Genomic DNA, 24,770 nt, shown 5'->3' on the forward strand with positions numbered 1-24,770 from the left:
TGTGTCATTCAACTCATAGACGAACTGTTCCGACGCCTTCGGGAGCAAGCCCCCTCCCACATTGATAGGCATGCCCCTCCAAAATTGACTATGTCGATCAGAAGATTGATGAGCCATGCGCATAACTCTATAGCGCAAATCCGCAAAAACCTTTTCCCCTCCGCGCAGGTCATTCCAAGAACGAGACCGGTAAACATGCCGGCGCGCCCGTTTGGGCCCTTCAATCCCTGCCGTCCTGATTAAGCCAGAGAGGAATCGAAGCATGACGATTTCCCGACGAAGATTCCTGATCCTCGGCGCGGTGACCGCCACCGCGTTTGCAATGCCCCCCTTCATTAGCCTCAAGGCCTACGCGGCCAGTCTGGAGCAGCCCGCCATGGCCAAACTGACGATCAACGTCAACGGTAAACCCCAAGCCCTTGAGGTGGACAACCGCACCACCCTGCTCGATGCCCTGCGCGAACACCTGCACCTGACCGGCAGCAAAAAAGGCTGCGACCACGGCCAGTGCGGTGCCTGCACCGTCATCGCCGACGGCCGCCGGATCAACTCCTGCCTGACGCTTGCGGTGATGCATGAAGGCAGCGAGATCACCACCATCGAAGGCCTGGGCATGCCCAACAACCTGCACCCGATGCAGGCCGCGTTCATCAAGCATGACGGCTACCAGTGCGGCTATTGCACGCCGGGGCAGATCTGTTCGGCGGTGGCGGTGCTCAAGGAAATCCGCGAGGGCATTCCCAGCCACGTCAGCCCGAGCCTGACCGAAGCCCCGCAACTGATCGCCAGCGAATTCCAGGAACGCATGAGCGGCAACATCTGCCGCTGCGGCGCCTACTCGAACATCATCGAAGCCATCACTGAAGTCGCGCAGGTGCCAGCATGAGAGCGTTCAATTACAGCCGCGCCGATTCCCCCGCCGCAGCCGCAACGCTGGCGGCGCAGGTCGAAGGCGCGAAGTTCATCGCCGGTGGCACCAACCTGCTGGACCTGATGAAACTCGACATCGAAACCCCGTTGCACCTGATCGACGTCAACCACCTGGGCCTCGATCAAATCGAAGCCACGCCTGAAGGCGGATTGCGCATCGGCGCGCTGGTGCGCAACACCGATCTGGCCGCTGACAGCCGCGTGCGCAAGGATTACGCGTTGCTCTCCCGCGCTCTGCTCGCCGGGGCCTCGGGCCAGTTGCGCAACATGGCGAGCACCGCCGGCAACCTGCTGCAACGCACCCGCTGCCCGTACTTCTACGACGTCAATCAGGCCTGCAACAAACGCCAGCCCGGCAGTGGCTGCGCGGCGATTGTCGGGGTCAGTCGTCAATTGGGGCTGATCGGCGTCAGCGACGCCTGCATCGCCACCCACCCGAGTGACATGGCGATTGCCATGCGCGCCCTCGACGCGCAGGTTGAAACGGTGAAGCCGGACGGCAGCACACGCAGCATCGCCATCGCCGATTTTCATCAACTGCCGGGCAACACGCCGAACATCGAAACCAGCCTCACGCCCGGCGAGTTGATCACTTCGGTAACCCTGCCGCCCCCGGTTGGCGGCACGCACATTTATCACAAGGTGCGCGATCGCTCGTCGTACGCTTTCGCGCTGGTGTCGGTCGGTCTGATCCTGCAAAAGGACGGCAGCGGCCGTGTGGCGATCGGCGGTATTGCGCCGAAACCGTGGCGGGTGGAAGCCGCCGACGCGTTGCTGCCCAAAGGCGCAAAAGCCGTCAGCGAACGCTTGCTCGACGGTGCCACGCCAACCCACGACAACCAATTCAAACTGACCCTGGTCGAGCGCACGCTCGGCTCGGTGTTGGCGCAAGCGAGGGATGAAGCATGAAGTTCGACACGCCCGCCACCACCAACCCGATTGACCAGCTCAAGGTCGTCGGCAAACCCACCGACCGCATCGAAGGCCCGCTGAAAACCAGCGGTCAGGCGCCATATGCCTACGAGCAGCACGAGGCCGTGGCGAATCAGGCTTACGGTTTCATGGTCGGCTCGGCCATCGCCAAGGGCCGCATCAGCCACATCGATCTCGACGCTGCACAAGCGGCGCCCGGCGTGCTGGCCATCGTCACCGCCGCCAATGCCGGCAAGCTTGGCAAAGGCCAATACAACTCGGCGCCGCTGCTCGCTGGGCCCGAGGTGCAGCACTATCACCAGGCCGTGGCGCTGGTGGTTGCCGAGACCTTCGAACAGGCTCGCGCTGCGGCGCAATTGGTCAAGGTCGATTACGTCGCGGCCAAAGGCGAGTTCGAACTGGCCAACGTGCTTGACCAAGGCGTCGAAGACGACGAGTTGCCCGACGTCACCCACGGCGATTTCGACAAAGCCTTCGCCGCTGCGCCGGTGCAATTCGACCAGACCTACACCACTCCCGATCAGTCCCACGCGATGATGGAGCCGCACGCGACCCTGGCCGCGTGGAAAGGTGATCATCTGACCTTGTGGACCTCCAATCAGATGATCGCCTGGAGCGTCGGCGACGTCGCCACGACCCTTGGCCTGCCCAAGGAAAACGTGCGCCTGATCTCGCCGTATATTGGCGGCGGCTTCGGCGGCAAACTGTTCATTCGTGCGGACGCAATCCTCGCCGCCCTCGGTGCGCGCCTGGCCAACCGCCCGGTGAAAGTCGCCCTCGCCCGCCCGCAAATGGCCAACAACACCACCCATCGCCCGGCCACGATCCAGCGCATTCGGATGGGCGCCACGGCGGACGGCAAGCTCAGCGCCATCGCCCACGAAGGCTGGTCGGGCAACCTCAAGGACGGCAAAGTCGAAGTCGCCGCGCAGCCGAGTCAGTTGCTCTATGCCGGAGAAAATCGCCGGGTGACCATGCGCCGGGCGCCGCTGGATCTGCCCGAAGGCAACTCCATGCGCGCGCCGGGTGAAGCGCCGGGGCTGATGGCGCTGGAGATCGCCATGGACGAAATGGCCGAGCAGCTCAAGCTCGACCCGGTGCAGTTCCGCATCCTCAATGACACCCAGGTCGACCCGGTGAAAACCGAGCGTCCGTTTTCCCAGCGACACCTGATCGAATGCTTGCAGACCGGTGCCGAGAAATTCGGCTGGAACCAGCGCAATGCTACTCCCGGCAGCCGTCGCGAAGGTCGCTGGCTGATCGGCATGGGCGTCGCCGCCGCGTTTCGCAACAACCTGCTGCTGAAGTCCGGCGCCCGGGTGCGGCTGGAGCGCGACGGCAAGGTCACGGTGGAAACCGACATGACCGATATCGGCACCGGCAGCTACACGATCATTGCGCAGACCGCGGCCGAGATGATGGGCGTGGACCTGGCGGACGTCAGCGTGCATCTGGGGGATTCGACCTTCCCGGTATCGTCCGGCTCCGGTGGCCAGTTCGGCGGCAACTGCTCGACTGCCGGGGTGTATGCCGCGTGCATGAAACTGCGTGAAGCGGTGGCGACGAAGCTGGGCATGAGCGGTAGTGATGTCGAGTTCGCCGACGGTCAGGTGCGCGCCGGCGGCAAGACCCTGCCGCTGCGTGATGCGGCAAAAGATGGCGTGGTCGAGGCCGAGGACAGCATCGAGTTCGCCGACCTCGCCAAGCAGTATCAGCAATCGACTTTCGGCGCGCATTTCGTGGAGGTTGCGGTGGATGCAGCGACCGGCGAAGTCCGCGTGCGGCGCATGCTCGCGGTGTGCGCGGCGGGACGGATTCTCAACCCGAAAGCCGCACGCAGCCAGGTGATCGGCGCGATGACCATGGGCGTCGGCGCGGCGTTGATGGAAGAGCTGGCGGTGGACAAGCGGCTGGGCTTTTTCGTCAATCACGATCTGGCCGGATACGAGGTGCCGGTGCATGCCGACATCCCGCATCAGGAGGTGATTTTCCTCGATGAGACCGATCCGATTTCATCGCCGATGAAAGCCAAGGGTGTGGGGGAACTGGGGATTTGCGGCGTGAGCGCGGCGGTAGCGAATGCGATCTACAACGCCACCGGGGCGCGGGTGCGTGAGTATCCGATTACGCTGGACAAGATCCTCGATTCGTTGCCGGAGATGACCTGAGCAACCTGGAAAAGCCCCTCACCCTAACCCTCTCCCAAAGGGAGAGGGGACTGACCGAGTTGTCTTATGGGATGCGCCGACATGAGAGGTCGTGTCAATTATGGACTCAGCGTAGTGCTCACAGACATCCCCCAATCGGCCCCCTCTCCCTCCGGGAGAGGGCTGGGGTGAGGGAACCGCGTCACTCGGATCGCAAATACTGCTCAGCACTCACCTGCTCCATCCACTCCACCACTTCACCGTCCAGCACTTCGGCAATCGCAATGTGCGTCATCGCCGTGGTCGGTGCGGCGCCATGCCAGTGCTTCACCTGCGGCGCGATCCACACCGTATCGCCGGGACGGATCTGTCGAACCGGCTGACCCCACTCTTGAACAAAACCTGAACCGGCGGTGACGATCAACGTCTGACCCAACGGATGGGTATGCCACGCCGTGCGTGCGCCGGGTTCGAAGGTCACCGTGGCGCCGCTGACACGCGCGGCATCGCTGCCCTTGAACGGCGCGTCAACACGCACAGTGCCGGTGAACCAGTCTGCCGGGCCTTGGGCCGAGGGTTGCGAGCCGTTGGGAGTAACAATGACGCGCGGGGATTCGTTGGCCTGGGCCTCACCCGCCAGTAAGGACAGGGTCAGTGCAGAAGCGGCAATCGGGTTCATGGCGATGGTCTCCGGTGATCAATAGCCGCACTTTACCGAGCCGTACTCTTCAGATAATCGACTAAAATTCGAAAAAACTTATGCAGGACACTCATCAATGCTTCGAGAAAACGCCAGTGACCTGCTCGCCTTCCTCGCTGTGGCCCGCGAGCGCAGCTTCACCAAAGCCGCAGCCAAACTCGGCGTATCGCAATCGGCGCTCAGCCATACCATCCGCGCCCTTGAGGCGCGCCTGGGCCTGCGCCTGCTGACCCGCACCACGCGCAGCGTCTCACCCACCGAGGCTGGCGAACATTTACTGCAGACCATCGGCCCACGCTTCGAAGAGATCGAACAGGAACTGGCGGCCCTGAGCAACCTGCGCGAAACCCCGGCCGGCCGGATCCGCATCAGCGCCACCGACCATTCGCTGAACTGGCTGCTGCGCCCGGTGCTCAAGGAATTCCTGCCCCAGTACCCGGACATCGCCGTCGAGGTGATCTGCGATTACGGTTTCGTCGACATCGCCGGACAAGGCTTCGACGCCGGCATTCGGCTGGGCGAAGACGTGGCCCAAGGCATGATCGCCACCCGCATCGGCCCGGACATGCGCATGGCGGTGGTCGGCTCGCCGGCCTATTTCGCCAACCGTACACACCCGCAAACGCCAAGAGATTTGACTGACCACGCCTGCAACAACTTGCGCCTGCCCACCAACGGCGGGCTGTACACCTGGGAATTCGAGAAGGGTGACGAAAGCCTCAAGGTGCGGGTGTCCGGGCAAGTCACACTGAACGGTGTCTACCCGCTACTCGACGCCGCAGTCGACGGTTTCGGCCTCAGCTACATTCCGGAAAATATCGTCGCGCCGTATCTGGCCGACGGGCGTCTGGTGCAAGTGCTGGCAGACTGGTGCCCGACGTTTGCCGGTTACCACCTGTACTACCCGAGCCGACGGCAGGCGGCGCCGGCGTTCGCGTTGTTGGTGGAGGCGTTGCGGTATCGCGGTTGACCGCCTACCCCAGCAGCGCAATCAACTGGTGGCGCTGCGCATCGGTGAGCATCGGCCCGAAGCCGGCGCCAGCGTTGTCGGCCATGTAGCGCGGATTGCCGGTGCCGGGAATCACGCAAGTCACCGCCGGGTGCGACAGCAAAAACTTCAGCGCCAGTTGCGGCCAGCTGTTGACCTGCACGTCCGAGACCCAGGCCGGCAACGGCTTGACCTTGAGACGGGCGAGCAACCCGCCGCCGCCAAAAGGCCGATTGCAGATCACCGCCACCCCGCGTTCACGGCACAGCGGCAGAATGCGTTTCTCCACGCCACGGTCATCGAGGGCGTAGTTGATTTGCAAAAAATCCAGTTGTTCGGCCTTGAGCACTGCTTCGACTTCATCGTAGGCCGACGGCGTGTAATGGGTGATGCCGATGTAGCGAATGCGCCCCTGTTCTTTCCATTCGCGCAGGATTGGCAGATGGCTCTGCCAGTCCAGCAGATTGTGGATCTGCATCAGGTCGATGCGTCCGGTGCGCAGCAGACGGAAGGATTCCTCCATCTGCGCGATACCTTCCTTGCGCCCTCGGGTCCAGACCTTTGTCGCCAGAAACGCGGGTGAACGCGGTTCGTGAATCGATAGCAGCTCGCCAGTAGTTTGCTCGGCGCGGCCATACATCGGCGAGCTGTCGATCAACGTGCCACCCTTTTTGAACAGCTCGTCGAGCACTGCTGGCAATAGCTTATAAGCCGGATCACCGGGGGCAACGTCAAAGCCGCGATAAGTGCCCACGCCCACCATGGGCAACAGCTCGGAGCTGGAAGGGATGGCGCGGGTCTGCATGGTCTGGTCTCCTGCCTGGCTCGGCGAAGTGGCAGTCGGCGTGATGGCAGTGGCCAACGCCCGGTCAAAGGTCAGGACCGCCGAAACCCCGGCAGCCAGCGTGAGCAAGCGGCGACGGGAGCAACCCTCAGTGTGGCTCATGCGGGTTCCCCTGCTGCGTGAATCTGTTGCACGTTATGTGCGACGGCTGCCGGCCCGATTCGCTGGACTACACTGCGACTGCGAACACCCGCGCCCCGTTAAAGTTAGTCGAATGTCCAGAAAACTGATGTCACTCGTCGCCTTGCTCATCGCCCTCTACCTGTTGCTGTGCGGGGCGCTGTTCATTTTTCAGCGCTCGCTGATCTATTTCCCCCAGCCTGACAACGCCGTGACTACGGAAGATTCGCGGCTGAAACTGGCGATGCCGGAGGCCGATGTGTGGGTGACCACGCGCGCGCATGCCGGGCCAAAAGCGCTGATCTACTTTGGCGGCAATGCCGAGGATGTGTCGCGCAATCTGCCGTCGTTCAGTGAGGCTTTTCCCGACTACGCGGTGTTTTTGCTGAACTACCGGGGCTTCGGTGGCAGCGGCGGCTCACCTTCGGAAGAAGCGATTGCCGAAGATGCGCTGGCGCTGTTTGATCAGGTGTACGCCAGCCATCCGCAGATTGCCGTGATCGGCCGCAGCCTGGGATCGGGGGTGGCGGTGCGGCTGGCGAGTCAGCGTCCGGCGACCAGATTGATTCTGGTGACGCCGTACAACAGCCTCGAAGAAATTGCCGTCCGCCAATACCCGTGGTTTCCGGTCAAATGGTTGCTGAAGGATCGCTTCGAGTCGGGCCGCTATGCCGCGCACATTCGCGTGCCGACGTTGCTGTTGGCGGCCAGCGATGACGAAGTGATTCCACGAGACAGTACGCAACGGCTGCTGACGCATTTCCCCAAAGGCGTGGCGACGCTGCGGGTGGTGCCGGATTCGGGGCACAACTCGATTTCCGAGCGGGTGCAGTATCTGCAGTGGATGCAGGAAGTGCTTGATCGCTGATAGCCGATTATTGCGTTGGCTGAACTGGCCCCTTCGCGAGCAGGCTCGCTCCCACAGAGGTACGCATTGCCAAGGTGGGAGCGAGCTTGCTCGCGAAGACGCCAGTGCAGACAGCACAAAGTCCGGCTCGCCCCCCCCCTGAATCACCCCACAAAAAAGCCAGGTGGCCAGCATGAACCAAGTGCAAAAAGCCCAGTCCTAGTGGCGCCGTATTCCGCGGCTGCCCACTTCAGCACTGTCCTTTTCCCTGAGTCTGCCGTCCCATGCGCCATGTCGTTCGCTCATCACGCTTCGTTTCGCTGTGCCTGCTGATCCTTGCCCCACTGTTCACCGAGACCTCCCACGCCAGCGAGGAGCGGCAACTCGTGGCCGCGATCAACGACTATCGCGCCCATCCGCAACGCTGCGACCGCCGCCCGGCCCAGCGCCTGGCGCCACTGTCGCTGAAATCGAATCTGGCGCTACCGATCGGCTATGGCTACGGCGGTGGCTTGCGCGAAAGATTGAAGTCTTCGGGGTATTCGGCGGTGGCGGTACGCAGTATCCGCATCATTGGGGCCGGGGATGCCGAGGAAGCCTTTGAGCAGTTACAAGACAGCCACTGCAGCGCGCTGCTTGACGCCCAGTACGCCGACATCGGCGTCAGCCGCTCCCGTGGTGAATGGCAAGTGGTGCTGGCGCAACCGGTGCTCGACAGTCGCGTCGGCGACAACCGCAGCGTCGGCAAGGCCCTGCTCGCCGAAGTCAACGCCGCCCGGGCACGCCCCCGGATGTGCGGGCGCCAACGCTTTGCCGCCGCCCGCCCCCTGAGCTGGAACCCGGCGCTGGGCGCCGCCGCACAAGGCCACAGCAAAGCCATGGCCTACGGCAACTACTTCGCCCATCGCGACCCGGACGGCGACCTGCCGGCGGATCGCGCCCGGGCGGCGGGTTATCGGGGACGGCAGATCGGCGAAAACATCGCAGCCGGGCAGAGCTCACCGGGCAAGGCGATGGCCGGATGGCTGGCCAGCCCCGGGCACTGTGCCAACCTGATGAACCCGATGTTCACTCAGGTCGGTGCCGGGTTCGCCAGTGAGGCGCGCAGTGATGAGGGGGTTTACTGGACGATGGTGTTTGGTGCGCCTTGATTCGCTTGAGAGCTTTTCAGTGACGCTACTGGCCCCTTCGCGAGCAAGCCCGCTCCCACACTGGATCTGTGTTGTTCACAAATCCATGTGGGAGCGAGCTTGCTCGCGAAGAGGCCGGTACAGACACCCTCAATCGCTTGCGCCGCCTCCCGGTTCAGTCCAGTTCGGTGTGATGCGAGAAGTTACAGCGAAGTAGAAACAGCCGCGCCCTTCGATAAAAAAGGGCGCTGGAGTCTGGTGGAGTGCTGCCGGGGTCAGACCGGGGAAATCGTCGCAAGCATTCCGATCAGAATGGTCAACGTCAGAAACCCACCGAGGAAAATCGCCATCTTGTTCATGCTGCTCTCCTTAATGTTGAGCTTGCGGTGCACCGGGCGCTTCGGGATGAAGGGCTGCCGCGGGTGACCGAATTGCCGGGCTATTCTGAGCGCCTGACTGAGCCGGTTACAGAGGCAGATCCAACAGAAAAATACGGATCAGATGCCAATCTGATCCGCTCCGCCCATGCTCTGGTATTCAGATCGGCACACAACGGTTCGAGATCCACCGCTTTGAACTAGAGTGATTGCCGTCGCGCGAAGAACAACAACAATTCCAGGAGTGGTCAATGTCCGAACTGAACCTGCACCCCAACGCCGCTGAATCCCTGAAACGCTGGCACGAGATGATCCGCACCGGCAACCTCAAGGCCTTGCCCGAACTGCTCGATGCCAATGCCGTGTTCCGCTCGCCCATGGCCCACTCGCCTTACCCCGGCGCGCCAGTGGTGACGATGATCCTCAACACCGTGTTCGACGTGTTTGAAGATTTCAAATACCACCGCGAACTGGTGACTGCCGATGGTTTGAATGTGGTGCTGGAGTTCAGTGCCAAGGTTGGGGCGAAAGAGCTGAAGGGGATCGACATGATTCGCTTCGATGAGAGCGGGAAAATTGTAGAGTTCGAGGTGATGGTGCGGCCGTTGAGCGGGTTGCAGGCCCTCGGCGAAGAGATGGGGCGGCGGCTTGGTGCGTATCTGGCAAGCGCGAAACCAAAGTAGGATCAGGCGCCACAAAAAAAGCCCACTGACCGTTACCGGTTCAGTGGGCTTTTGTGCATCAGGCGTCTAGTTACAACGCCATGTCACGTGCAGCATTTTCCTTCGGTGCTTCAGCTTTTTCAGCTGCAGGTGCAGCAGCAGCCTGACCGATCACCGGTGGAGTTGGCAGTTCGAGGATCTTGGCGGTGTACGCCCACTCTTGTGCCACTTTGGCCGGATCGTTGTTCAGCTGGGTGCCGTAGCTTGGAACGATCTGGTGCAGCTTGGCTTGCCATTCAGGGGTGGCGACTTTGTCTTTGAAAACTTTCTGCAGCACGCTCAGCATGATCGGCGCAGCGGTCGACGCGCCTGGCGATGCGCCCAGCAGGCCGGCGATGGAGCCGTCTTGTGCAGCAACGATTTCGGTGCCCAGTTTCAGCACGCCGCCAGCGGCTTCATCACGCTTGATGATTTGCACGCGCTGGCCGGCTTGCCACAGGCGCCAGTCTTCGGCTTTGGCGTTCGGGAAGTATTCCTTCAGCGCGTTCAGACGGTCTTCATCCGACAGCATCAGTTGACCGGCCAGGTACTCGACCAGCGGGTATTCCTTGATGCCGACCTTGGTCATTGGCCAGATGTTGTGGGTGGTGGTGCTGGTCAGCAGGTCCAGGTACGAGCCTTCTTTGAGGAACTTGGTGCTGAAGGTCGCGAATGGGCCAAACAGGATGACGCGCTTGCCGTCCAGAACACGGGTGTCCAGGTGCGGAACCGACATCGGCGGTGCACCAACCGAAGCTTTACCGTAGGCCTTGGCCAGGTGCTGCTCGGCGATGGCCGGGTTATCGGTCACCAGGAACGAGCCGCCGACCGGGAAGCCAGCGTATTCCTTGGCTTCAGGAATGCCCGACTTCTGCAGCAGGTGCAGAGCGCCGCCACCAGCGCCGATGAACACGAACTTGGCGTCGGTTTCGGTCTTGGTGCCGTCTTTCAGGTTTTTGTAGCTGACGCGCCAGGTGCCATCGGCGTTCTTGGTGATGTCTTCGACTTCACTCGACAGCTTCAGGTCGAAGTTAGGCTTGGTCTGCAGGTAACCGGCGAACTGGCGGGTGATTTCGCCGAAGTTCATGTCGGTACCCAGCGGGCTCCAGGTGGCCGCGATTTTCTGGTTCGGGTCACGCCCTTCCATCATCAGCGGGACCCACTTCTTGATCACAGCCGGGTCTTCGGAGTACTGCATGCCGGCGAACAGCGGGCTCGCTTGCAGGGCTTCGTAGCGCTTTTTCAGGAACTTGATGTTGTCATCGCCCCACACGAAGCTCATGTGCGGCGTGGTGTTGATGAACGAGCGAGGGTTCTTCAGAACGCCTTGCTGAACCTGCCAGGCCCAGAACTGACGGGACACCTGGAACGCTTCGTTGATCTCGACCGCTTTCGGGATCGTCACGTTGCCTTTGTCGTCTTCCGGGGTGTAGTTCAGCTCAGCCAGGGCGGAGTGACCGGTACCGGCGTTGTTCCAGCCGTTGGAGCTTTCCAGGGCGACGCCATCGAGGCGCTCGACCATTTCCATCGACCAGCTTGGCTCCAGCTCATTGATCCACACACCCAGGGTGGTGCTCATGATGCCGCCGCCGATCAGCAGAACGTCGACTTTCTTTGCTTCTGCAGCATTGGCGGACGACATCCCCATCGCCAAAGCCAGCCCGAGCAAGGCTGTGTTCACTTTCTTAAACATCCGTTGCACCTATGATAAAACGCCTTCCGCCCGCCGCTGTTATCTGTATGCGATCCGCTTTGATGACGCTCAGGCTCGCGTCGCAGATTCCGGCACACTTCAATTTTGACGGGTGGGCACACAAGGCCGACGTACCGCATCGACCTCAGTTAATGTCCCTTCTGAACTGACTTCTTATCATTATTGGCTTCAGCTACTTGAGCGACAGGGATTCCGTCAGCCCGCCCCAAAGGCAGGCAAACCGAATAAGGTCAAACCAAGTTGGCGCGAAGAATATCACGTCAGGGCAAACCCGCGCGTCTGTTCCCGACTTGAGAGTCTTTTTCCGCTCTGAGCGTTATCGGCCGGTTTGGGCTGAACATGATCCCATGGAGCTGTGACTGAGGCCTGCAAACCTTTCCATGACCGCGCAACCCAGCGGCTGACCGTCTACGATCATTGTTCGGTCAATCTGAAACCTGCTAAGTTGTACGATGACTGACGAACGTAATTACCGCGATCAGTTAAACCCATAAAAACAAGGAAACAGTCCCATGACCAAAACACGACTCCTGATCGGATTTCTCGGTGCATTCAACAGTTACACCATGGCCGCCCCTGCTCCGGCAGAACAAGACGTAGCCCAGGCAGTCGATCATCTTACCCAGGCGATGCTGCACAAAAATATCCCTGCGTTGAGCGCCCTGACGGCAGACAACCTGACCTACGGCCACTCCAGCGGCAAGATCCAGGACAAGTAAGCGTTCATCGCCGACATCGAAACCGGCAAAAGTGCATTCAAGACACTCGAAATGCAGAACCAGACCATCACCCTTTCCGGTGACACGGCACTGGTGCGTCATCACTTTTCGGCGCAGGCATTGAAAGGCACGGAGGTGGTACCGACGGAGATCGAAAACTTCCAGATCTGGCAGAAGCAGAATGGCAAGTGGTTGCTGATCGGGCGACAGGCATACAAGTTCTGATTGATGTGTAGCGTTCCGCCGATCTGACTCGGCGGAGCTTTTGTTCTTAGAGGAAAGCAAGTTCCGCCGACAAGCTTCACGCATTTGCTCCTCCTGTTTGCCTATCGCCCTGATATGCTGCACAGCTGTACCTACCAAGCTATTTCTCATGGAGTGTTCAATGACCCGACTACGCGTCAAGCATTTTGGCCCTATCCGCGATGGAGTTGAGAATGACGGCTGGATAGAGTTCAAGCGCGTGACCGTGTTCGTGGGCAACCAAGGCTCCGGAAAAAGCACGCTGGCCAAGCTGTACTCGACCTTTTCGTGGATAGAAAAGGCTTTGGTACGCGGGGACTACGAAAAAAAATGGTTTGAACGAAAAAACAAATTCATCAAGCCTTTTCTGACTTATCACAGGCTGGAACACTACATCTCTGATTCCTCGGAGATCGAATACGAGGGTGAGGCCTTTTCCATTCGCTATCTGCGCGGCCAACTGCATATTACTGATTCAAAAGGCAGTAATTATCATCTGCCTCAGATTATGTATGTTCCTGCTGAGCGCAACTTCATCTCGTATGTCAGACATCCTCGCGAGCTGAAACTATCCTCTGACTCGCTCAAGGAATTTTTGACCGAGTTCGATGCAGCAAAAGCCAATATGAAGGGCACTCTGTTATTGCCCATCAACCAGGCAGAACTCGAGTACGACAAATTGAACGATCTTCTCAATATTCGTGACTCCGACTACAAACTCAGGCTGGCAGACGCCTCTAGTGGATTTCAATCTGCTGTGCCATTGCATTTAGTAAGCCATTATCTGGCTAATGCTGTTCAAGTACGCAGCGAAGAGCGGCAGGAGAACATGAGCGCCGAGGAACTGGATCGCTTCAGAAAGGAGGTCGTACAAATATTTTCTATCGATTCCCTGACTGAGGAACAGCGACGCATAGCTCTTTCCGCTCTCTCGTCCAGATTCAACAAATCAGCGTTTATCAACATAGTGGAAGAGCCGGAGCAGAATCTTTATCCGCAGTCGCAATGGAGCGTTTTGCAGAGTCTCCTGCAGTTCAATAATCAGGGAGAGAACAACCGCCTGGTGATGACAACCCATAGCCCTTATGTGGTCAACTACTTGACGATTGCCGTACAAGGAAAACATCTACTGGACAAAATTCACAAGCAAAAACGCGACAAGGATCTTCTTCCTAAACTTGACGAGGTTATTCCTTCATACGCCTTGGTGGACATCAACGAGCTGGCGATTTACCAGGCAGATGAAAAAACCGGGTCAATCAAGACGCTGCCGATAGTTGATGGCATTCCTTCCGATGACAATTTCCTGAACAGATCTTTACAAGAAGGCAATGATTTATTTGACGTATTACTCGATATCGAGGAGGAGCTGAAAGGGTGAATTTTCTTGATATTCGTTGCCAGACAGGCCCGTTTACTGACGCCGAATTTGGAATACGTGACGATCAAGAGTTTCCCGTAGCCTATGTCGACGCAGGAAACCCGGAAAAATGGGTAGCTTCGGTAGTAAACCCCCTCCAAAGATCGGTTGTATTTACCGCGATTGACAAATGCGTGATCAAAGACGGGGAGGAAAAAGGACGGGAGCGTTGCGACTGCATGCTGAATACCGATGATGCCCTGTACTTGGTGGAACTCAAGGATCGAGCTGGGAGTGGCTGGCAAAGCCAAGGAATAAAACAACTAGAGTCGACTATAAAATTTTTGATTGCGGCACACGGCGAGCAATTCCTGGATAGCTACCATCCCAAAATAGCGTACGTCTGCAACAAGAAATCCCCCTTCGTCAAGCCAGAATTCAATGCGAAGAATCTTTTCGCGAAATACAATTTCAGGCTGAAAATTGAGGCGGCCATAAATGTCCGGCGAAAGGCGGATCAGTGATCGAGATGCTCAGTCCATCTTGAGCAAACACCCACAGTCGTCTCACAACCGAAACCGATCCACCGACAACGCCAACGCCCCCGCCAGACTCGACAGCTCGTCCGTGGTATTGGCCGTCTGCCCGATCACTTTACTGTTGCCCTCGGACATCCCGGCGATCATTTCCACCTGATGGGCGATTTCGTTGCTGGCATGACTTTGCTCGCCGATGGTGCGAGTGATGTCGTTGACCAGTTGCGTGGTGCTGAGGGTGGCGTCGAGGATTTCGCGAATCGCCCGTTCGACTTCAGCCGTGACCGCCATGCCCTTGTCGACCTGGGCCACGCCGGCCTCCATGCTGCTGACCGCCTCGCGGGTGCTGTTTTGGATCCGTGCAACCATCGCGGCGATTTCCTGGGTTGAGGCGCTGGTGCGTGCCGCCAGGCTGCGCACTTCGTCGGCAACTACCGCGAAGCCACGGCCCTGCTCGCCGGCCCGCGCTGCCTCGATGGCGGCGTTGAGTGCCAGCAGGTTGGTCTGGTCGGCGATGCTCTTGATCACCTGAATGATGTTGAAGATGCCTTCGGATTCCTGATCCAGCGTACGGATCACCTGCGCCGACTGTTGCGCCGAGCGGGCGATGTCGTCCATGTCGCTGACCACCTGATGGATCACCTGTCCGCCGCTCTTGGCCAGCGACTCGGCCTGATTGGCCATGCCCAGCGCGCGTTCGGCATGACGGGTGATTTCCTCGATGCTGGCGGTCATCTGGCTCGCGGCGGCGGCCATGGTGCCGGCCGCGGCGCTTTGCTGCTGACTGCTGTCAGCGACCTGATGGCAGCCGTGGCTCAGTTGCTCGCTCATGCCGCTGACCCCATGGGCGTTGCGCCGAACGACATCGATCATGTTGCGCAGGTCACGCTGCATGGTCGCCAGACTGCGGATCAGCGTACTGGCCTCGTCCTTGCCGGTCGGCTCGCTGATCGGTTCGCTGAGGTTGCCGTGGGCAATGCTTTGCGCGATCTGGTTGGCGGATTTCAGCGGCCCCATGATGCTGCGGGTCACCCAACGCCCTTGCGCCAATAACAGCAGCAGACTGGCGAGCAATACTGCGCCGAGGGCGATGTTGGCGTTGCGAATGGCGCTTTCGGTGGCCTGGCTGGTGTCACGGGTGTTGCTTTCGATCAGTTCGCTGAGGGCCGCCATCTGCTCTTCGAGCTGACTGAAGGCCGCATTGAACGTGCCCAGCTCCCGTTGCGCGCTGTCCGGGTTGTCCAGTGCCAGGCCGACGATCCGCTCGGCCGCCGCAATGTAGGTATCCAGGCTGGGCTTGACGTGTTCCAGAGCGGCCCTGATCGTGGGATTGACCGGCAATTTGAGGTTTTCATCCAGCACTTCGCGAAAATGCGTGGCGTGCTCGTTGATCGAGTCCTGCACCTCTGCGGCCGTGCCGGTACTTTTGCCCAGGCCCACCAGCATTGCCGAATACACGTCGGCTCGCAGTGCATCGTGCATCATGTCGGCTTCCATGTGATTGCGCAGCGCGGTCATGCTCACCGCGTTGTCGTTCACCGCTGCGGACATGCGCGTATTCCCCACATAGCTGACCAGACTCACGATCAGCGCCGTCAACAGACTGGTGGCAATCAGCAGCAGCAAACGCAATTTGATCGACACGGTGGGTTCCTCCCCTGAGGCGCGCCGGAATGCGCCTTTCAGGATTTCAGTTAAGCTTATTTGTGCAGATGTGCCGCTTCAGAGCGTTTCAGCAAGTATCCGCGTGTTCGAACGGAACTCCGGCAAAGGTCGCACCTCTGAGATTATGTAGTCCTTCCTTTTTGCTTCGCGCTTGTGGAGGAACATCGTCATGCGCAAGTTAGTGCTCATTTCTTCTCTCCTGCTCTGCCTCCCTGTCGGCTCGGCGCTGGCCCGTGTCGACGCCGGCGATGTCGCCACCTCGGCGGGCGTTTCCGCGTCGCTGTACTCGACCTTCAAGGATCACAAAATGGTGATCCCGGCGCGCGACGACCTGTCAGCGTTCGTCGCCAGCGGCGGGGCCATCCGTGGGGTTTATCTTGAGTCGGTACTGCAACAGGTGCGGCACGACAACCCCGGCCTCAATGCCAGCGATGAAGACCTCGCCAACGCGATTCTGGTGCATTACGAAGGCCTGAATCAGTAGTTGCCAGGGACGCAGCGGCCGATGGACGGCAGCTGAGGGCGCATAGGCAAAACCGTCTGACGGCCTCTATGATGGAGGCCATGACGACTCTTGCGCCTCCTGCGCCTTTGCGCTCACCCTGCCCGCCCGGCGCCTGCGATTGCGGGCGCGACGCGTTGCTGGAAACGCCGGGCACGGATCTGCGCATTCTGCGCCTGACCCGCGAGCAGGAAAAAATCCTCCTCGCCCGACTGGAACAACTCAAAGACCTCGCGGATTTGCGGCATCTGCAACAGCGCATGCACGAGCAGTTGGGCCTGCGTGTGGAGGTCGCTCCGGGGTTTCATGAGGTACGCAGCATGCTCGGCATCGAGATTCAGATCGAGGCGCTGCCGGGACTGTGCCGCAAGACCCGCAAGTCAATCCCGGCCGCGATTCGTCGGGGCTTGAACAACCACCCCGAAATCGCCTTCGAGCTGCTCAACGCCCACGACTTGCTGCGCGACACCTGATCATTTTTTCAAGCCAACCCGCTTGCGCATCTCGGCGGTGATGCTCTGGCGGGTTTTCTTCAGGTCGGCCCACGGCTCATCGCCGACTTCGTTCAGACGCTCATGGACATTGCTGATGTTCCACTGATTGCCACCCTTGATCTCCCCCACTTCTTCGCGAAACAGCGGTACCGACACCGGCAGTCCCTCACGGGTGCGCGCCGCGTAGGCACAAATGGTGGTGGCGCCCAGGCCGTTACGCAGGTAGTCGATGAAGATCCGACCGACACGATTTTTCGGCCCGGACACCGCGGAAAAGCGTTCCGGCAACAGCTTGGCCATGTGACTGACGATCGCATGGCTGAAATCCTTGACCTCGTCCCAGCCATGCTTGCGGGTCAACGGCACCACCAGGTGAATGCCTTTGCCGCCGCTGGTCTTGAGAAAGGCCTTGAGCCCCAGTTCATCCAGCACGGTGAGGGTCAGCGCAGTGGCTTCGACCATGCTTTTCCACGGCAGCGCGGGATCCGGGTCGAGATCGAGGACGAAACGGTCAGGCTTGTCCAGATCGACGGTGGTGGCGTTCCAGGTGTGCAGCTCGACCGTGCTCATCTGCACCGCGCCGATCAGTGCTTCGGCATTGTTGATCAGCATCACCGGTTGCCCGGTGACGTCCTTGTCCAGGGTGGTAATGCCGGGGATCGCCAGGCGCTCGGCGTTTTTCTGAAAGAACAGTTCGCCGGCAATGCCGTCCGGCGCCCGCACCAGCGCAACCGGGCGATCCTTGAGCTGCGGCAGGATCCACTCGGCGACGCTGGCGTAATACTCGGCCAGTTGCATCTTGGTGGTGCCGCTGACCGCATCGATCACCCGATCGGGGTGAGTGATGCGCACTTTGCCGCTGGCGAGTCCGAGCTGTGATGGCGCCGCTTCGGCTTTCTTCGGCTCCGTAGCTTTCTTTGATTCTGCAGCTTTCTTCGACGAGGCAGCTTTTTTCGACGGGGTGGCTTTCGCTGAAGTCTTCACGAGTTTCGCGCGCTCCTCGGTAATCGCCTTGGCCGGTTTGTCATTGCGCAGACCATGGAACACGGCGTGACGTACCGAACCGTCCTTGGTCATTTCGGCGAACGCCACTTCTGCCAACAGTTTCGGTTTGAGCCAGTGCACGCCTTTGGCCTCGAAGCCGCTCGGTGGATTGACCACCGCAGCCTTCTTCACTTGCAACGGCTTGAGCTGGGCGAGGATGCTTTTCAGTGTGGTTTCGTTGAAACCGGTGCCGACCTTGCCGGCATAGCGCAACTCGCCACTGTCGCGATCGTGCAGGCCCAACAACAGCGCGCCGAAGGCACTGCGCGCGCCTTTCGGATCGGTGTAGCCGACGACCACGAATTCCTGCCGATGCTTGCACTTGAGCTTGATCCAGTCACTGCTGCGCCGCGACACGTAGGGCGAGCCGAGGCGTTTGCCGATCAGCCCCTCCATCTGCATCTGACAGGCGCTGTTGAGCAGTGCGTCCGCCGTTTCATCGAAAGCTTCGGAGAAGCGCAGCAACGGCTGCTCATGCCCGCCGAGTACCGTGGACAACGCCGCGCGGCGCTCCTCGACCGGCACTTCGCGCAGGTCAACGCCGTTGAGGTAGGGCATGTCGAACAGGTAGTACATGATGCTGGCGCTGCGCCCGGCTTCGAAGGCGTTTTGCAGCGCCTGAAAGTCCGGCACACCGTGTTCATTGGTGACCACCACTTCGCCGTCCAGCCACGCCGATTCCAGCCCCAACTCGGCCAGGGCTTGCGCCTGTTGCGGCAGTTTGTGCGTCCAGTCGTGGCCGTTACGGGTGAACAGTTGCACCTGATCGTGATCGATGCGCGCCATGATCCGGTAGCCGTCGAACTTGATCTCGTAGCTCCACTGCCCTTCGGGTGCGCTGTCGACCAGGGTCGCCAATTCCGGCTTGAGTTGCGCCGGCAGTTTGGCCTTGCGCGCTCCGGTGAGCGTCCCGGATGCCGCTTTGCGCGGTTTCGCCGGGGCCTTTTTCACGGGCCTGGCTTGCTCGGCGGCGAGCTTGGGTTTGCTGATCAGGGTGCGTTCGCTGAGCACGCTGTCCGGCTCGGCGCTGAGCACATCGTAGTCGTCCTGCGGGCGCGCGGCGCTGTCCTGATGTTTGATCAGAAACCAGTTTTCCTTCTTGCCCGGCATGTGCGTGCGCACCAGATTCCAGATCCCGGAGAGCTTTTCGCCTTGCAGTTCGAACTTGAGTTTGCCCTTGGCGTAGGCCTTGGCTGGATCCTCCTGCGGAATCCACACACCACGATCCCAGACAATTACATCGCCTGCACCGTAATGCCCCTCGGGAATGCTGCCCTCGAACGTCGCATAATCCAGCGGATGGTCTTCGACGTGTACCGCCAGACGCTTGACCTTGGGATCGAGCGACGGGCCCTTGGGCACCGCCCAGCTCTTCAGTGCGCCATCGAGTTCGAGGCGAAAGTCGTAATGCAGGTGCGAAGCGTCGTGCTTCTGGATGCAGAACTGCAGCGCATGCTCAGTGGCCTTGCTGCGGCCACGACGCTTGACGGCAGCGGGCTCCGAGGTCGCCGAGAAATCGCGCTTGCGGTTGTAGTCGTCGAGGTTCCTGGTCATGGCGCACCTGCCTTGTGTCAGCCAATGCGGGTCACGGTCAGCGCGACCACGGCGATCCGGTCTACGCGCTGGTAACCGGGGTTCAACAACTCTTCACCGAACACGTCGGGATCCAGCTCGCGATAGGTCCAGCCGAATCGCGTCGAGTCCAGGCGTGGCACCACGGTGTCGAAAAACGGATCGCGGCCATCGACCATCGCTACCCCTGTGTACAACAGCAACGAGCCACCGGGCGCCAGTCGATTGAGCGCCTGCTCGACGATGCGCAGCGACAACCCCGCACCGAGCGAGCCACCGCCATGCCGATAAGCACGCCCCGCCGGGTCAGCCATGTACGGCGGGTTGGCGACAATCAGGTCGAAGTTGCCTTCGGTGCCCTGCAGTACATCACTGGCCAGCACCTCGACATTCGCGACCTCGGCCAATGCCGCGTTGATCGCAGTCAGGCGCAGCGCGGCAGGATTGATGTCCACCGCCAGCACCTGCGCTTCACGCCGTGCGCGGGCAATCAGAATCGCGCCGACGCCGGCACCGCAGCCGATGTCCACCGCGCGCTGAATCGGCGCGAAGCTCTGTTGCAGATGCGCGTGAATCAGCTGTGCAAACCGGTAAGTGTCCGGGCCGAAAAATACCGAGTCGGCGGCATCGGTTGGGAAGCCAGAATGCACGAACAGCAGGTCATCCAGGCTCGACCAGCGCACCCGGCTTTTCAAGCGGCCGTCGTAGACGTCAATCACTTGTGCCTCCTGCAATTGCCGCTGTTCGTCAGCGGACAACAGCCCCGGTTCGAACGGCCGCGACCAGCCGAAGACGTCGCGCAGGGTATCGGCGACTTGCCCTTCGTCACGCTGGTTGACCCGCTGATGGGTCAATGGAGTTGGCGTGATGAAACGGTAGCCGTCGGCCTGCAAGCGCCGGCCGAGTTGCAGCAGCGTCAGGTCGTTGGCGGACAGTTGTTCTTCCTGATTCATGAGATTTCCTTAACGCAGACTGGATTTGAGTTCGATGAAGCGGCGTGTCGCCAGCAGCCCCGCCGGGTGGGCATGGCGGGCCGGTGACAACCATGGGATCAGCGTCACCATTTGTGCGTGTCCGTCCTGACCTTGCAGGGCAGAAGTCAGGCGTTGTACGTCGGGATCGTGTTCGGGCACGGCGGCGTCCGGGGTGGCGACCTGACGGCTGCGCCGTGGTGCTTTGCGTTGGTCGGATGGGGTCCAGTCGCCGGCAATCCAGTCGTGCAGCAGTTGCTTTTCATACGGACTGAACACGCCGAACATCGCCGCACCGTCGCCATCGATCAGTTGCCAGAAACGGCTGGCTTGCGGATCTTCGTTGCGTTTGATCCAGCCCTTGTCCTGCATCGCCTGAAGAAATCCGGGCAGTTGCTCGGGCGTGGCCAGCCATTGATTGACGGTTTTGCCTTCGAAACGGCAGTAGTCGGAGTGCATGTGCTGACCGAACGGGCGCTTGCGCTCGAGCATCGCCAGCACTTCCTGCTCCAGGTCAAAACCCTCGATGATCGCGCGACTGCCCTGCCCCAGGTCATTGAGTCGATAGCCCAGCGATACCCGGCGCAGGAATTCGTCGCGATCGGCTTCCAGCGGCAACAAGTCGAGCACCGACTGCACGGCTTTTTGCGCATGACCGGTGCTGGCGTTATCGATGGTCACATGCAGGGTGAAGTAGTACGGATCAATGCCCAACTCGCTGAGTTCATAGGCACTGATCAGCAAGTGCAGCGGCAGTTGCTCATAGCCGAGGTTGTAGCCGATCACCTCCGGCAACATGCTTTCGCCACAGGCACCGAGTGCCAGTTGCAGCGCACCTTGCAGGTAGCGCTCATCGGCAATCGCGCTGGCGTCCTGCAAACCGTGCTCAGCGAGCAGTTTGCGGTAGATCACTACGTGGTTTTGCGCCGGATTGCCGTCGCCCAGTTCTTCCAGATAGGTACACAGCAACCCGTCGAAACGCGGGTCGCGCCACTGCGCCAACAAACCGTACAGCCACGCGCCATCCACCAGTTTGGTCGGCGCCACGGCTTGCAGAAAGTACAACGCGTGAGCCTTGTTGCGGAAGAACTGGCGCGGTCCGCCGGCCTGGCGCTGTTGCAGGTAATCGGCGTACTGCCGGGCAACTTCTGTGCAATGTTCGGCGACCCAGCCTTGCCACGCCGACGGATCCTGCGGAAGTTCTTCGGGCAACAGCGCGGCACGCTGCAACTGCTCGGCGAGAAAATCCTGCGCGAGGGTTTCAGGCGCATCCTCAAGCAGCAGTGCCTCATAAATACGCCGCAGGTCACCGTCGGCAGTGATGGGCTGTTGCTGCGCACTCGGCGCCTGCAGAGGGGTCAGGGCAGTCATGTCAATGTTCTCGTTCGGTTGGCCGGTCAGGGCGTTGTTTCACGCCTCTACATCAGCAGAGCAACCGCTACGGAGAAAAATTCAATCAACATGAAAATTGCCCTGACGGACGGAGCATCGCGGTCCCGGCAAGGGCTGCCCGAGACCGCGATTTTTGACGGTGCTTCAGGCCTGACCTTTGGCCTGAGCCTCCAGGTGCACCTGCAATTGCGGGTCGATCTGCAGCGCGGCAGCCAGTTCATCCAGGTAGTTGCGTTCGGCGTCTTGCTGATCGTCCACCAGGATCACGCTGACCAGGTACATTTCGGCGGCCACAGCCTGGTCGCCGTTTGCAGCCGTGGCGACTTCGTTGGCGTCCAGCGGTTTCGCAACTTCAGTGTCAAACCACTGCTGTAATTGCGGATCGTCGGTGTGTTTGCTGATTTCACCATTGATCATCTGCCGTTCCCGGTCATCGATCTCACCATCAGCCTTGGCCGCCGCGATCAGCGCCCGCAGCACAGCATGACTGTGTTCCTCGACCTCGGGCCCGGCCAGCAGATTGGCCGTTTGCGGGATCTGTTGTGGCGCCGCCGACGCCTGACTGCGCTGCCAGGCCTGATATGCCTGGAACGCCATCATTCCCAATGAGGCCAGCGCCGCATAATTGGTGCCGCCGGAACGACTTTGTGTTCCGCCGCCACCGAGTGCCCCACCCAGCGCGCCGCCCAAGCCACCACCGCTACCGCCGCCGAGCAGGCCACCGAGCAAACCGCCCAGCCCTCCGGACTGCACCGCACTGCCGCCGGGGCCTGCACCGCCACCCAACAGACCGCCAAGCAAACCGCCCAATCCACCCAGCCCAGCGCCGGCCGAACCAGCACCTTGTTGTCCTGCCGAGGCCTGGCCCCGCAGCAGTTGTTCGAGCAAATCGCTGGTGTTCATGATCTCGTCCTCAGACATTGGCAATAAATGCGTCAGGCAACGATAGACCGCCGACGCCGGCGCGCCAGCACCGTTTGGCTGACGCCGGCTGCCACCTGCAGATTTCGCCGAGGTATTTTTTGTGCGGACAGCTAAGATTCAAAGGTGGTGAACCTTAACCCGGCCAAACCGGTCGATAACTGCAACCCCGACCCGGTTTGCCGGCGCCCTTTGCCCGAGGGTGATACCCGGCATGCTTCATTTTTCTGGAGAACGCCCCTGTGATATCCACCGTACACATCGCCAGGCTCAAAGCATGGGGCGCCCATGGTTTTACCGCGACCGGCGTGGTCACAGCCTTTCTGGCGACCCTCGCCCTGCTGGAGAACCAACCGACCCATTGCCTGATGTGGCTGGGCGTGGCATTGATCGTCGACGGTCTCGACGGGGCATTGGCGCGCAAGGTCAATGTGCAGTCGGTGCTGCCGAGCTTCGACGGCTCGATCCTCGATCTGGTGATCGACTACCTGACCTACGTGTTCATTCCGGCGCTGTTCATCTATCGCTACATTCCCCTGCCCGACTACACCCTGCTGCTGAGCGTATCGCTGATTCTGGTGTCGTCGCTGTTCTGTTTCTGCAACGTCAACATGAAGAGCAAGGACAACTATTTCGTCGGTTTCCCCGCCGCGTGGAACGTGGTTGCCCTGTGCCTGTACATCATCGACCCGGGGCCGTGGATCACCTTTCTGACCATCATCGGTCTGGCGCTGCTGACCGTGACCCGCATGAAGTTCCTGCATCCGTTCCGGGTACGCCGGTTCATGCCGATCAACATCGCGGTGACGGCCATCTGGCTGCTGTGCAGCCTGTCGCTGGTGCTCAATCACCCGGTGATCAATCCGCTGGTGATGGGTTTGTGGCTGCTGGCGTCGGCGTACTTCCTGGGGATCTGCATCTGGCGTACGGCGCTGGAATGGTTTGATCGGCCGCACCTGAAATAGGCCTGATCGCCACACCTAAAACCTGTGGGAGCGGGCTTGCTCGCGAATGCGTCTGTCCAGTCAATAATTCTGTCTACTGATCCACCGCATTCGCGAGCAAGCCCGCTCCCACAGGGGTTTTGCATGGTTCTGAACATTCAGCGCTTGGTAATGACCACCTCCAGATACTCGCTCGGCACCACCAGCGACTTCTCTCCCACCCGGTTCGAGCGGTTCAGCAGATCCGCCAGGTCACTCTCCAGCGCCTGCCCGCTTTCCGGCGGCAATGCCGCGAATGCCTTGTGCACTGGCCCGTACCAGTGACGGAAAATGTCGATGAAATGCGCCGCCGAGCGATAGCGGAAATTGAAGGTGCGGCGGGTGACCTGCAGCAGAAATTCGCGCTCATTGAAGTGGCTGTGCAACCACGCTTCAGTGCCCCAGTTCGACGGCGGTTGGGCCACGGCGGGGGGTGGCACGTGGCGACCGAGAACCTTGAACATCTGGCCGACGAAACCTTCCGGCGTCCAGTTCGCCAGACCGATGCGCCCGCCCCTTCGGCAGACCCGCGCCAGTTCCGCTGCGGCAGTCGCCTGATCCGGGGCAAACATCACGCCAAAGGTCGACAGCACCGCGTCGTAACTCTCGTCGGCGAACGGCAACGATTCGGCATCGGCGACCTGAAAAATCACATCAAGATGCTCGGCCCGCGCCCGATCCTGTCCACGCTCCAGCAGCGCCGCCACATAGTCGGTCGAGGTCACCTGACAACCACGTCGCGCCGCCGCCAGAGTCGCATTACCGTTACCGGCGGCGACATCCAGCACTTCCTCATCGCAGTGCAGGTCGCAGGCCTCGGCAAGGTTTTCGCCGACGATCTGCAAGGTGGTGCCGATCACCGCGTAATCACCGCTGGCCCAGGCGACTTTCTGGCGCTCTTTCAGACCCGTCAGATCAATGGGAGTACTCATCAATC

At 60.5% G+C, this 24,770-nt stretch carries 21 protein-coding genes and 2 pseudogenes; 13 read left to right on the forward strand and 10 right to left on the reverse strand.

Going from position 1 to position 24,770, the window contains the following annotated elements; genetic code table 11:
* Positions 1 to 262 precede the first annotated feature (262 nt).
* From paoA to paoC, 3 genes are read left to right on the forward strand one after another with little or no spacing between them, the layout of a single operon-like run.
* Positions 263 to 886 (forward strand): aldehyde dehydrogenase iron-sulfur subunit PaoA, encoded by a 624-nt coding sequence (paoA, locus tag J1G18_RS20520; RefSeq protein ID WP_210558685.1) that lies wholly within the window; start codon positions 263 to 265, stop codon positions 884 to 886.
* A complete protein-coding gene (locus J1G18_RS20525; protein ID WP_223008352.1) occupies positions 883 to 1,839 on the forward strand; it encodes an FAD binding domain-containing protein in 957 nt (318 codons plus the stop codon). Before paoA ends, J1G18_RS20525 begins: the two co-directional genes overlap by 4 nt.
* A complete protein-coding gene (paoC, locus tag J1G18_RS20530) occupies positions 1,836 to 4,031 on the forward strand; it encodes an aldehyde oxidoreductase molybdenum-binding subunit PaoC (RefSeq protein ID WP_223008353.1) in 2,196 nt (731 codons plus the stop codon). The genes J1G18_RS20525 and paoC overlap by 4 nt, the downstream gene beginning before the upstream one ends.
* A 181-nt stretch (positions 4,032 to 4,212) precedes the next feature.
* Here the strand turns inward: paoC and J1G18_RS20535 are convergent, their stop codons facing one another.
* Positions 4,213 to 4,689, reverse strand: coding sequence for a cupin domain-containing protein (locus tag J1G18_RS20535; protein WP_115985080.1), 477 nt, complete (start codon positions 4,687 to 4,689; stop codon positions 4,213 to 4,215).
* Between the two features lie 97 nt (positions 4,690 to 4,786).
* Between J1G18_RS20535 and J1G18_RS20540 the strand changes: the two genes are divergently transcribed.
* On the forward strand, positions 4,787 to 5,680 hold the full coding sequence (locus J1G18_RS20540; protein ID WP_027611674.1) for a LysR family transcriptional regulator: 894 nt from the start codon (positions 4,787 to 4,789) through the stop codon (positions 5,678 to 5,680).
* Positions 5,681 to 5,684: 4 nt separating this feature from the next.
* Here the strand turns inward: J1G18_RS20540 and J1G18_RS20545 are convergent, their stop codons facing one another.
* Positions 5,685 to 6,644: an aldo/keto reductase gene (locus J1G18_RS20545; protein ID WP_223008354.1), complete on the reverse strand. Its 960-nt coding sequence runs from the start codon at positions 6,642 to 6,644 to the stop codon at positions 5,685 to 5,687.
* Between the two features lie 112 nt (positions 6,645 to 6,756).
* Here J1G18_RS20545 and J1G18_RS20550 point away from each other — a divergent pair, with 112 nt between their 5' ends.
* The 3 genes from J1G18_RS20550 (at position 6,757) to J1G18_RS20560 (ending at position 9,699) form a co-directional block, all read left to right on the forward strand.
* Positions 6,757 to 7,530, forward strand: a complete 774-nt coding sequence (locus J1G18_RS20550) for an alpha/beta hydrolase (protein ID WP_103367699.1) — start codon at positions 6,757 to 6,759, stop codon at positions 7,528 to 7,530.
* Positions 7,531 to 7,793: 263 nt separating this feature from the next.
* Positions 7,794 to 8,660 carry a CAP domain-containing protein gene (locus tag J1G18_RS20555; protein ID WP_098964501.1) on the forward strand — a complete coding sequence of 289 codons (867 nt, stop codon included), beginning with the start codon at positions 7,794 to 7,796 and terminating at the stop codon, positions 8,658 to 8,660.
* A 607-nt stretch (positions 8,661 to 9,267) separates the two neighbouring features.
* Positions 9,268 to 9,699: a nuclear transport factor 2 family protein gene (locus J1G18_RS20560; protein ID WP_098964502.1), complete on the forward strand. Its 432-nt coding sequence runs from the start codon at positions 9,268 to 9,270 to the stop codon at positions 9,697 to 9,699.
* 70 nt (positions 9,700 to 9,769) lie between these two features.
* Here J1G18_RS20560 and mqo read toward each other — a convergent pair whose 3' ends face one another.
* Positions 9,770 to 11,410 carry a malate dehydrogenase (quinone) gene (gene mqo / locus J1G18_RS20565; RefSeq protein ID WP_098964504.1) on the reverse strand — a complete coding sequence of 547 codons (1,641 nt, stop codon included), beginning with the start codon at positions 11,408 to 11,410 and terminating at the stop codon, positions 9,770 to 9,772.
* 533 nt (positions 11,411 to 11,943) lie between these two features.
* On the opposite strand from mqo, the pseudogene J1G18_RS20570 reads away from it, so the two are divergent.
* From J1G18_RS20570 to J1G18_RS20580, 3 genes and pseudogenes are all read left to right on the forward strand, one after another.
* Positions 11,944 to 12,375 (forward strand): annotated as a pseudogene (locus J1G18_RS20570) (nuclear transport factor 2 family protein).
* Positions 12,376 to 12,535: 160 nt separating this feature from the next.
* Complete coding sequence (locus J1G18_RS20575) at positions 12,536 to 13,774, forward strand: AAA family ATPase (protein ID WP_210558675.1); 1,239 nt, start codon at positions 12,536 to 12,538, stop codon at positions 13,772 to 13,774.
* Positions 13,771 to 14,277 (forward strand): hypothetical protein, encoded by a 507-nt coding sequence (locus J1G18_RS20580; protein WP_210558674.1) that lies wholly within the window; start codon positions 13,771 to 13,773, stop codon positions 14,275 to 14,277. Before J1G18_RS20575 ends, J1G18_RS20580 begins: the two co-directional genes overlap by 4 nt.
* Positions 14,278 to 14,319: 42 nt before the next feature.
* Here the strand turns inward: J1G18_RS20580 and J1G18_RS28510 are convergent, their stop codons facing one another.
* Both J1G18_RS28510 and J1G18_RS28515 read right to left on the reverse strand, forming a co-directional pair.
* On the reverse strand, positions 14,320 to 15,183 hold the full coding sequence (locus tag J1G18_RS28510) for a methyl-accepting chemotaxis protein (RefSeq protein WP_410477718.1): 864 nt from the start codon (positions 15,181 to 15,183) through the stop codon (positions 14,320 to 14,322).
* Positions 15,178 to 15,933: pseudogene (locus tag J1G18_RS28515) on the reverse strand (MCP four helix bundle domain-containing protein); the annotation flags it as partial. The pseudogene J1G18_RS28515 and the gene J1G18_RS28510, both read right to left, overlap by 6 nt.
* Before the next feature lie 190 nt (positions 15,934 to 16,123).
* On the opposite strand from J1G18_RS28515, the gene J1G18_RS20590 reads away from it, so the two are divergent.
* On the forward strand, positions 16,124 to 16,438 hold the full coding sequence (locus J1G18_RS20590) for a DUF2388 domain-containing protein (RefSeq protein WP_007962425.1): 315 nt from the start codon (positions 16,124 to 16,126) through the stop codon (positions 16,436 to 16,438).
* 68 nt (positions 16,439 to 16,506) lie between these two features.
* Positions 16,507 to 16,929 carry a hypothetical protein gene (locus J1G18_RS20595; RefSeq protein ID WP_047601787.1) on the forward strand — a complete coding sequence of 141 codons (423 nt, stop codon included), beginning with the start codon at positions 16,507 to 16,509 and terminating at the stop codon, positions 16,927 to 16,929.
* Here J1G18_RS20595 and ligD read toward each other — a convergent pair whose 3' ends face one another.
* The 4 genes from ligD to J1G18_RS20615 all read right to left on the reverse strand — a co-directional run bounded on the left by ligD (position 16,930) and on the right by J1G18_RS20615 (position 22,832).
* Positions 16,930 to 19,548, reverse strand: coding sequence for a DNA ligase D (gene ligD / locus J1G18_RS20600; protein ID WP_223008356.1), 2,619 nt, complete (start codon positions 19,546 to 19,548; stop codon positions 16,930 to 16,932).
* A gap of 17 nt (positions 19,549 to 19,565) precedes the next feature.
* Positions 19,566 to 20,519: a methyltransferase gene (locus J1G18_RS20605; protein ID WP_166497830.1), complete on the reverse strand. Its 954-nt coding sequence runs from the start codon at positions 20,517 to 20,519 to the stop codon at positions 19,566 to 19,568.
* 9 nt (positions 20,520 to 20,528) lie between these two features.
* Positions 20,529 to 21,908, reverse strand: coding sequence for an iron-containing redox enzyme family protein (locus tag J1G18_RS20610; RefSeq protein ID WP_223008357.1), 1,380 nt, complete (start codon positions 21,906 to 21,908; stop codon positions 20,529 to 20,531).
* A 165-nt stretch (positions 21,909 to 22,073) separates the two neighbouring features.
* The gene (locus J1G18_RS20615) at positions 22,074 to 22,832 is read right to left on the reverse strand and encodes a tellurite resistance TerB family protein (protein ID WP_223008358.1); all 759 of its coding nucleotides are present in this window, start codon (positions 22,830 to 22,832) and stop codon (positions 22,074 to 22,076) included.
* Positions 22,833 to 23,092: 260 nt separating this feature from the next.
* Between J1G18_RS20615 and pcsA the strand changes: the two genes are divergently transcribed.
* Positions 23,093 to 23,815: a phosphatidylcholine synthase gene (gene pcsA, locus J1G18_RS20620; RefSeq protein WP_027611662.1), complete on the forward strand. Its 723-nt coding sequence runs from the start codon at positions 23,093 to 23,095 to the stop codon at positions 23,813 to 23,815.
* 137 nt (positions 23,816 to 23,952) lie between these two features.
* Here the strand turns inward: pcsA and J1G18_RS20625 are convergent, their stop codons facing one another.
* On the reverse strand, positions 23,953 to 24,765 hold the full coding sequence (locus tag J1G18_RS20625; RefSeq protein WP_098964516.1) for a class I SAM-dependent methyltransferase: 813 nt from the start codon (positions 24,763 to 24,765) through the stop codon (positions 23,953 to 23,955).
* Between the last annotated feature and the right edge of the window lie 5 nt (positions 24,766 to 24,770).

It is taken from the genome of Pseudomonas sp. MIS38 (assembly GCF_019891575.1).
GTDB classification, from domain to species: Bacteria; Pseudomonadota; Gammaproteobacteria; order Pseudomonadales; family Pseudomonadaceae; genus Aquipseudomonas; species Aquipseudomonas putida_A.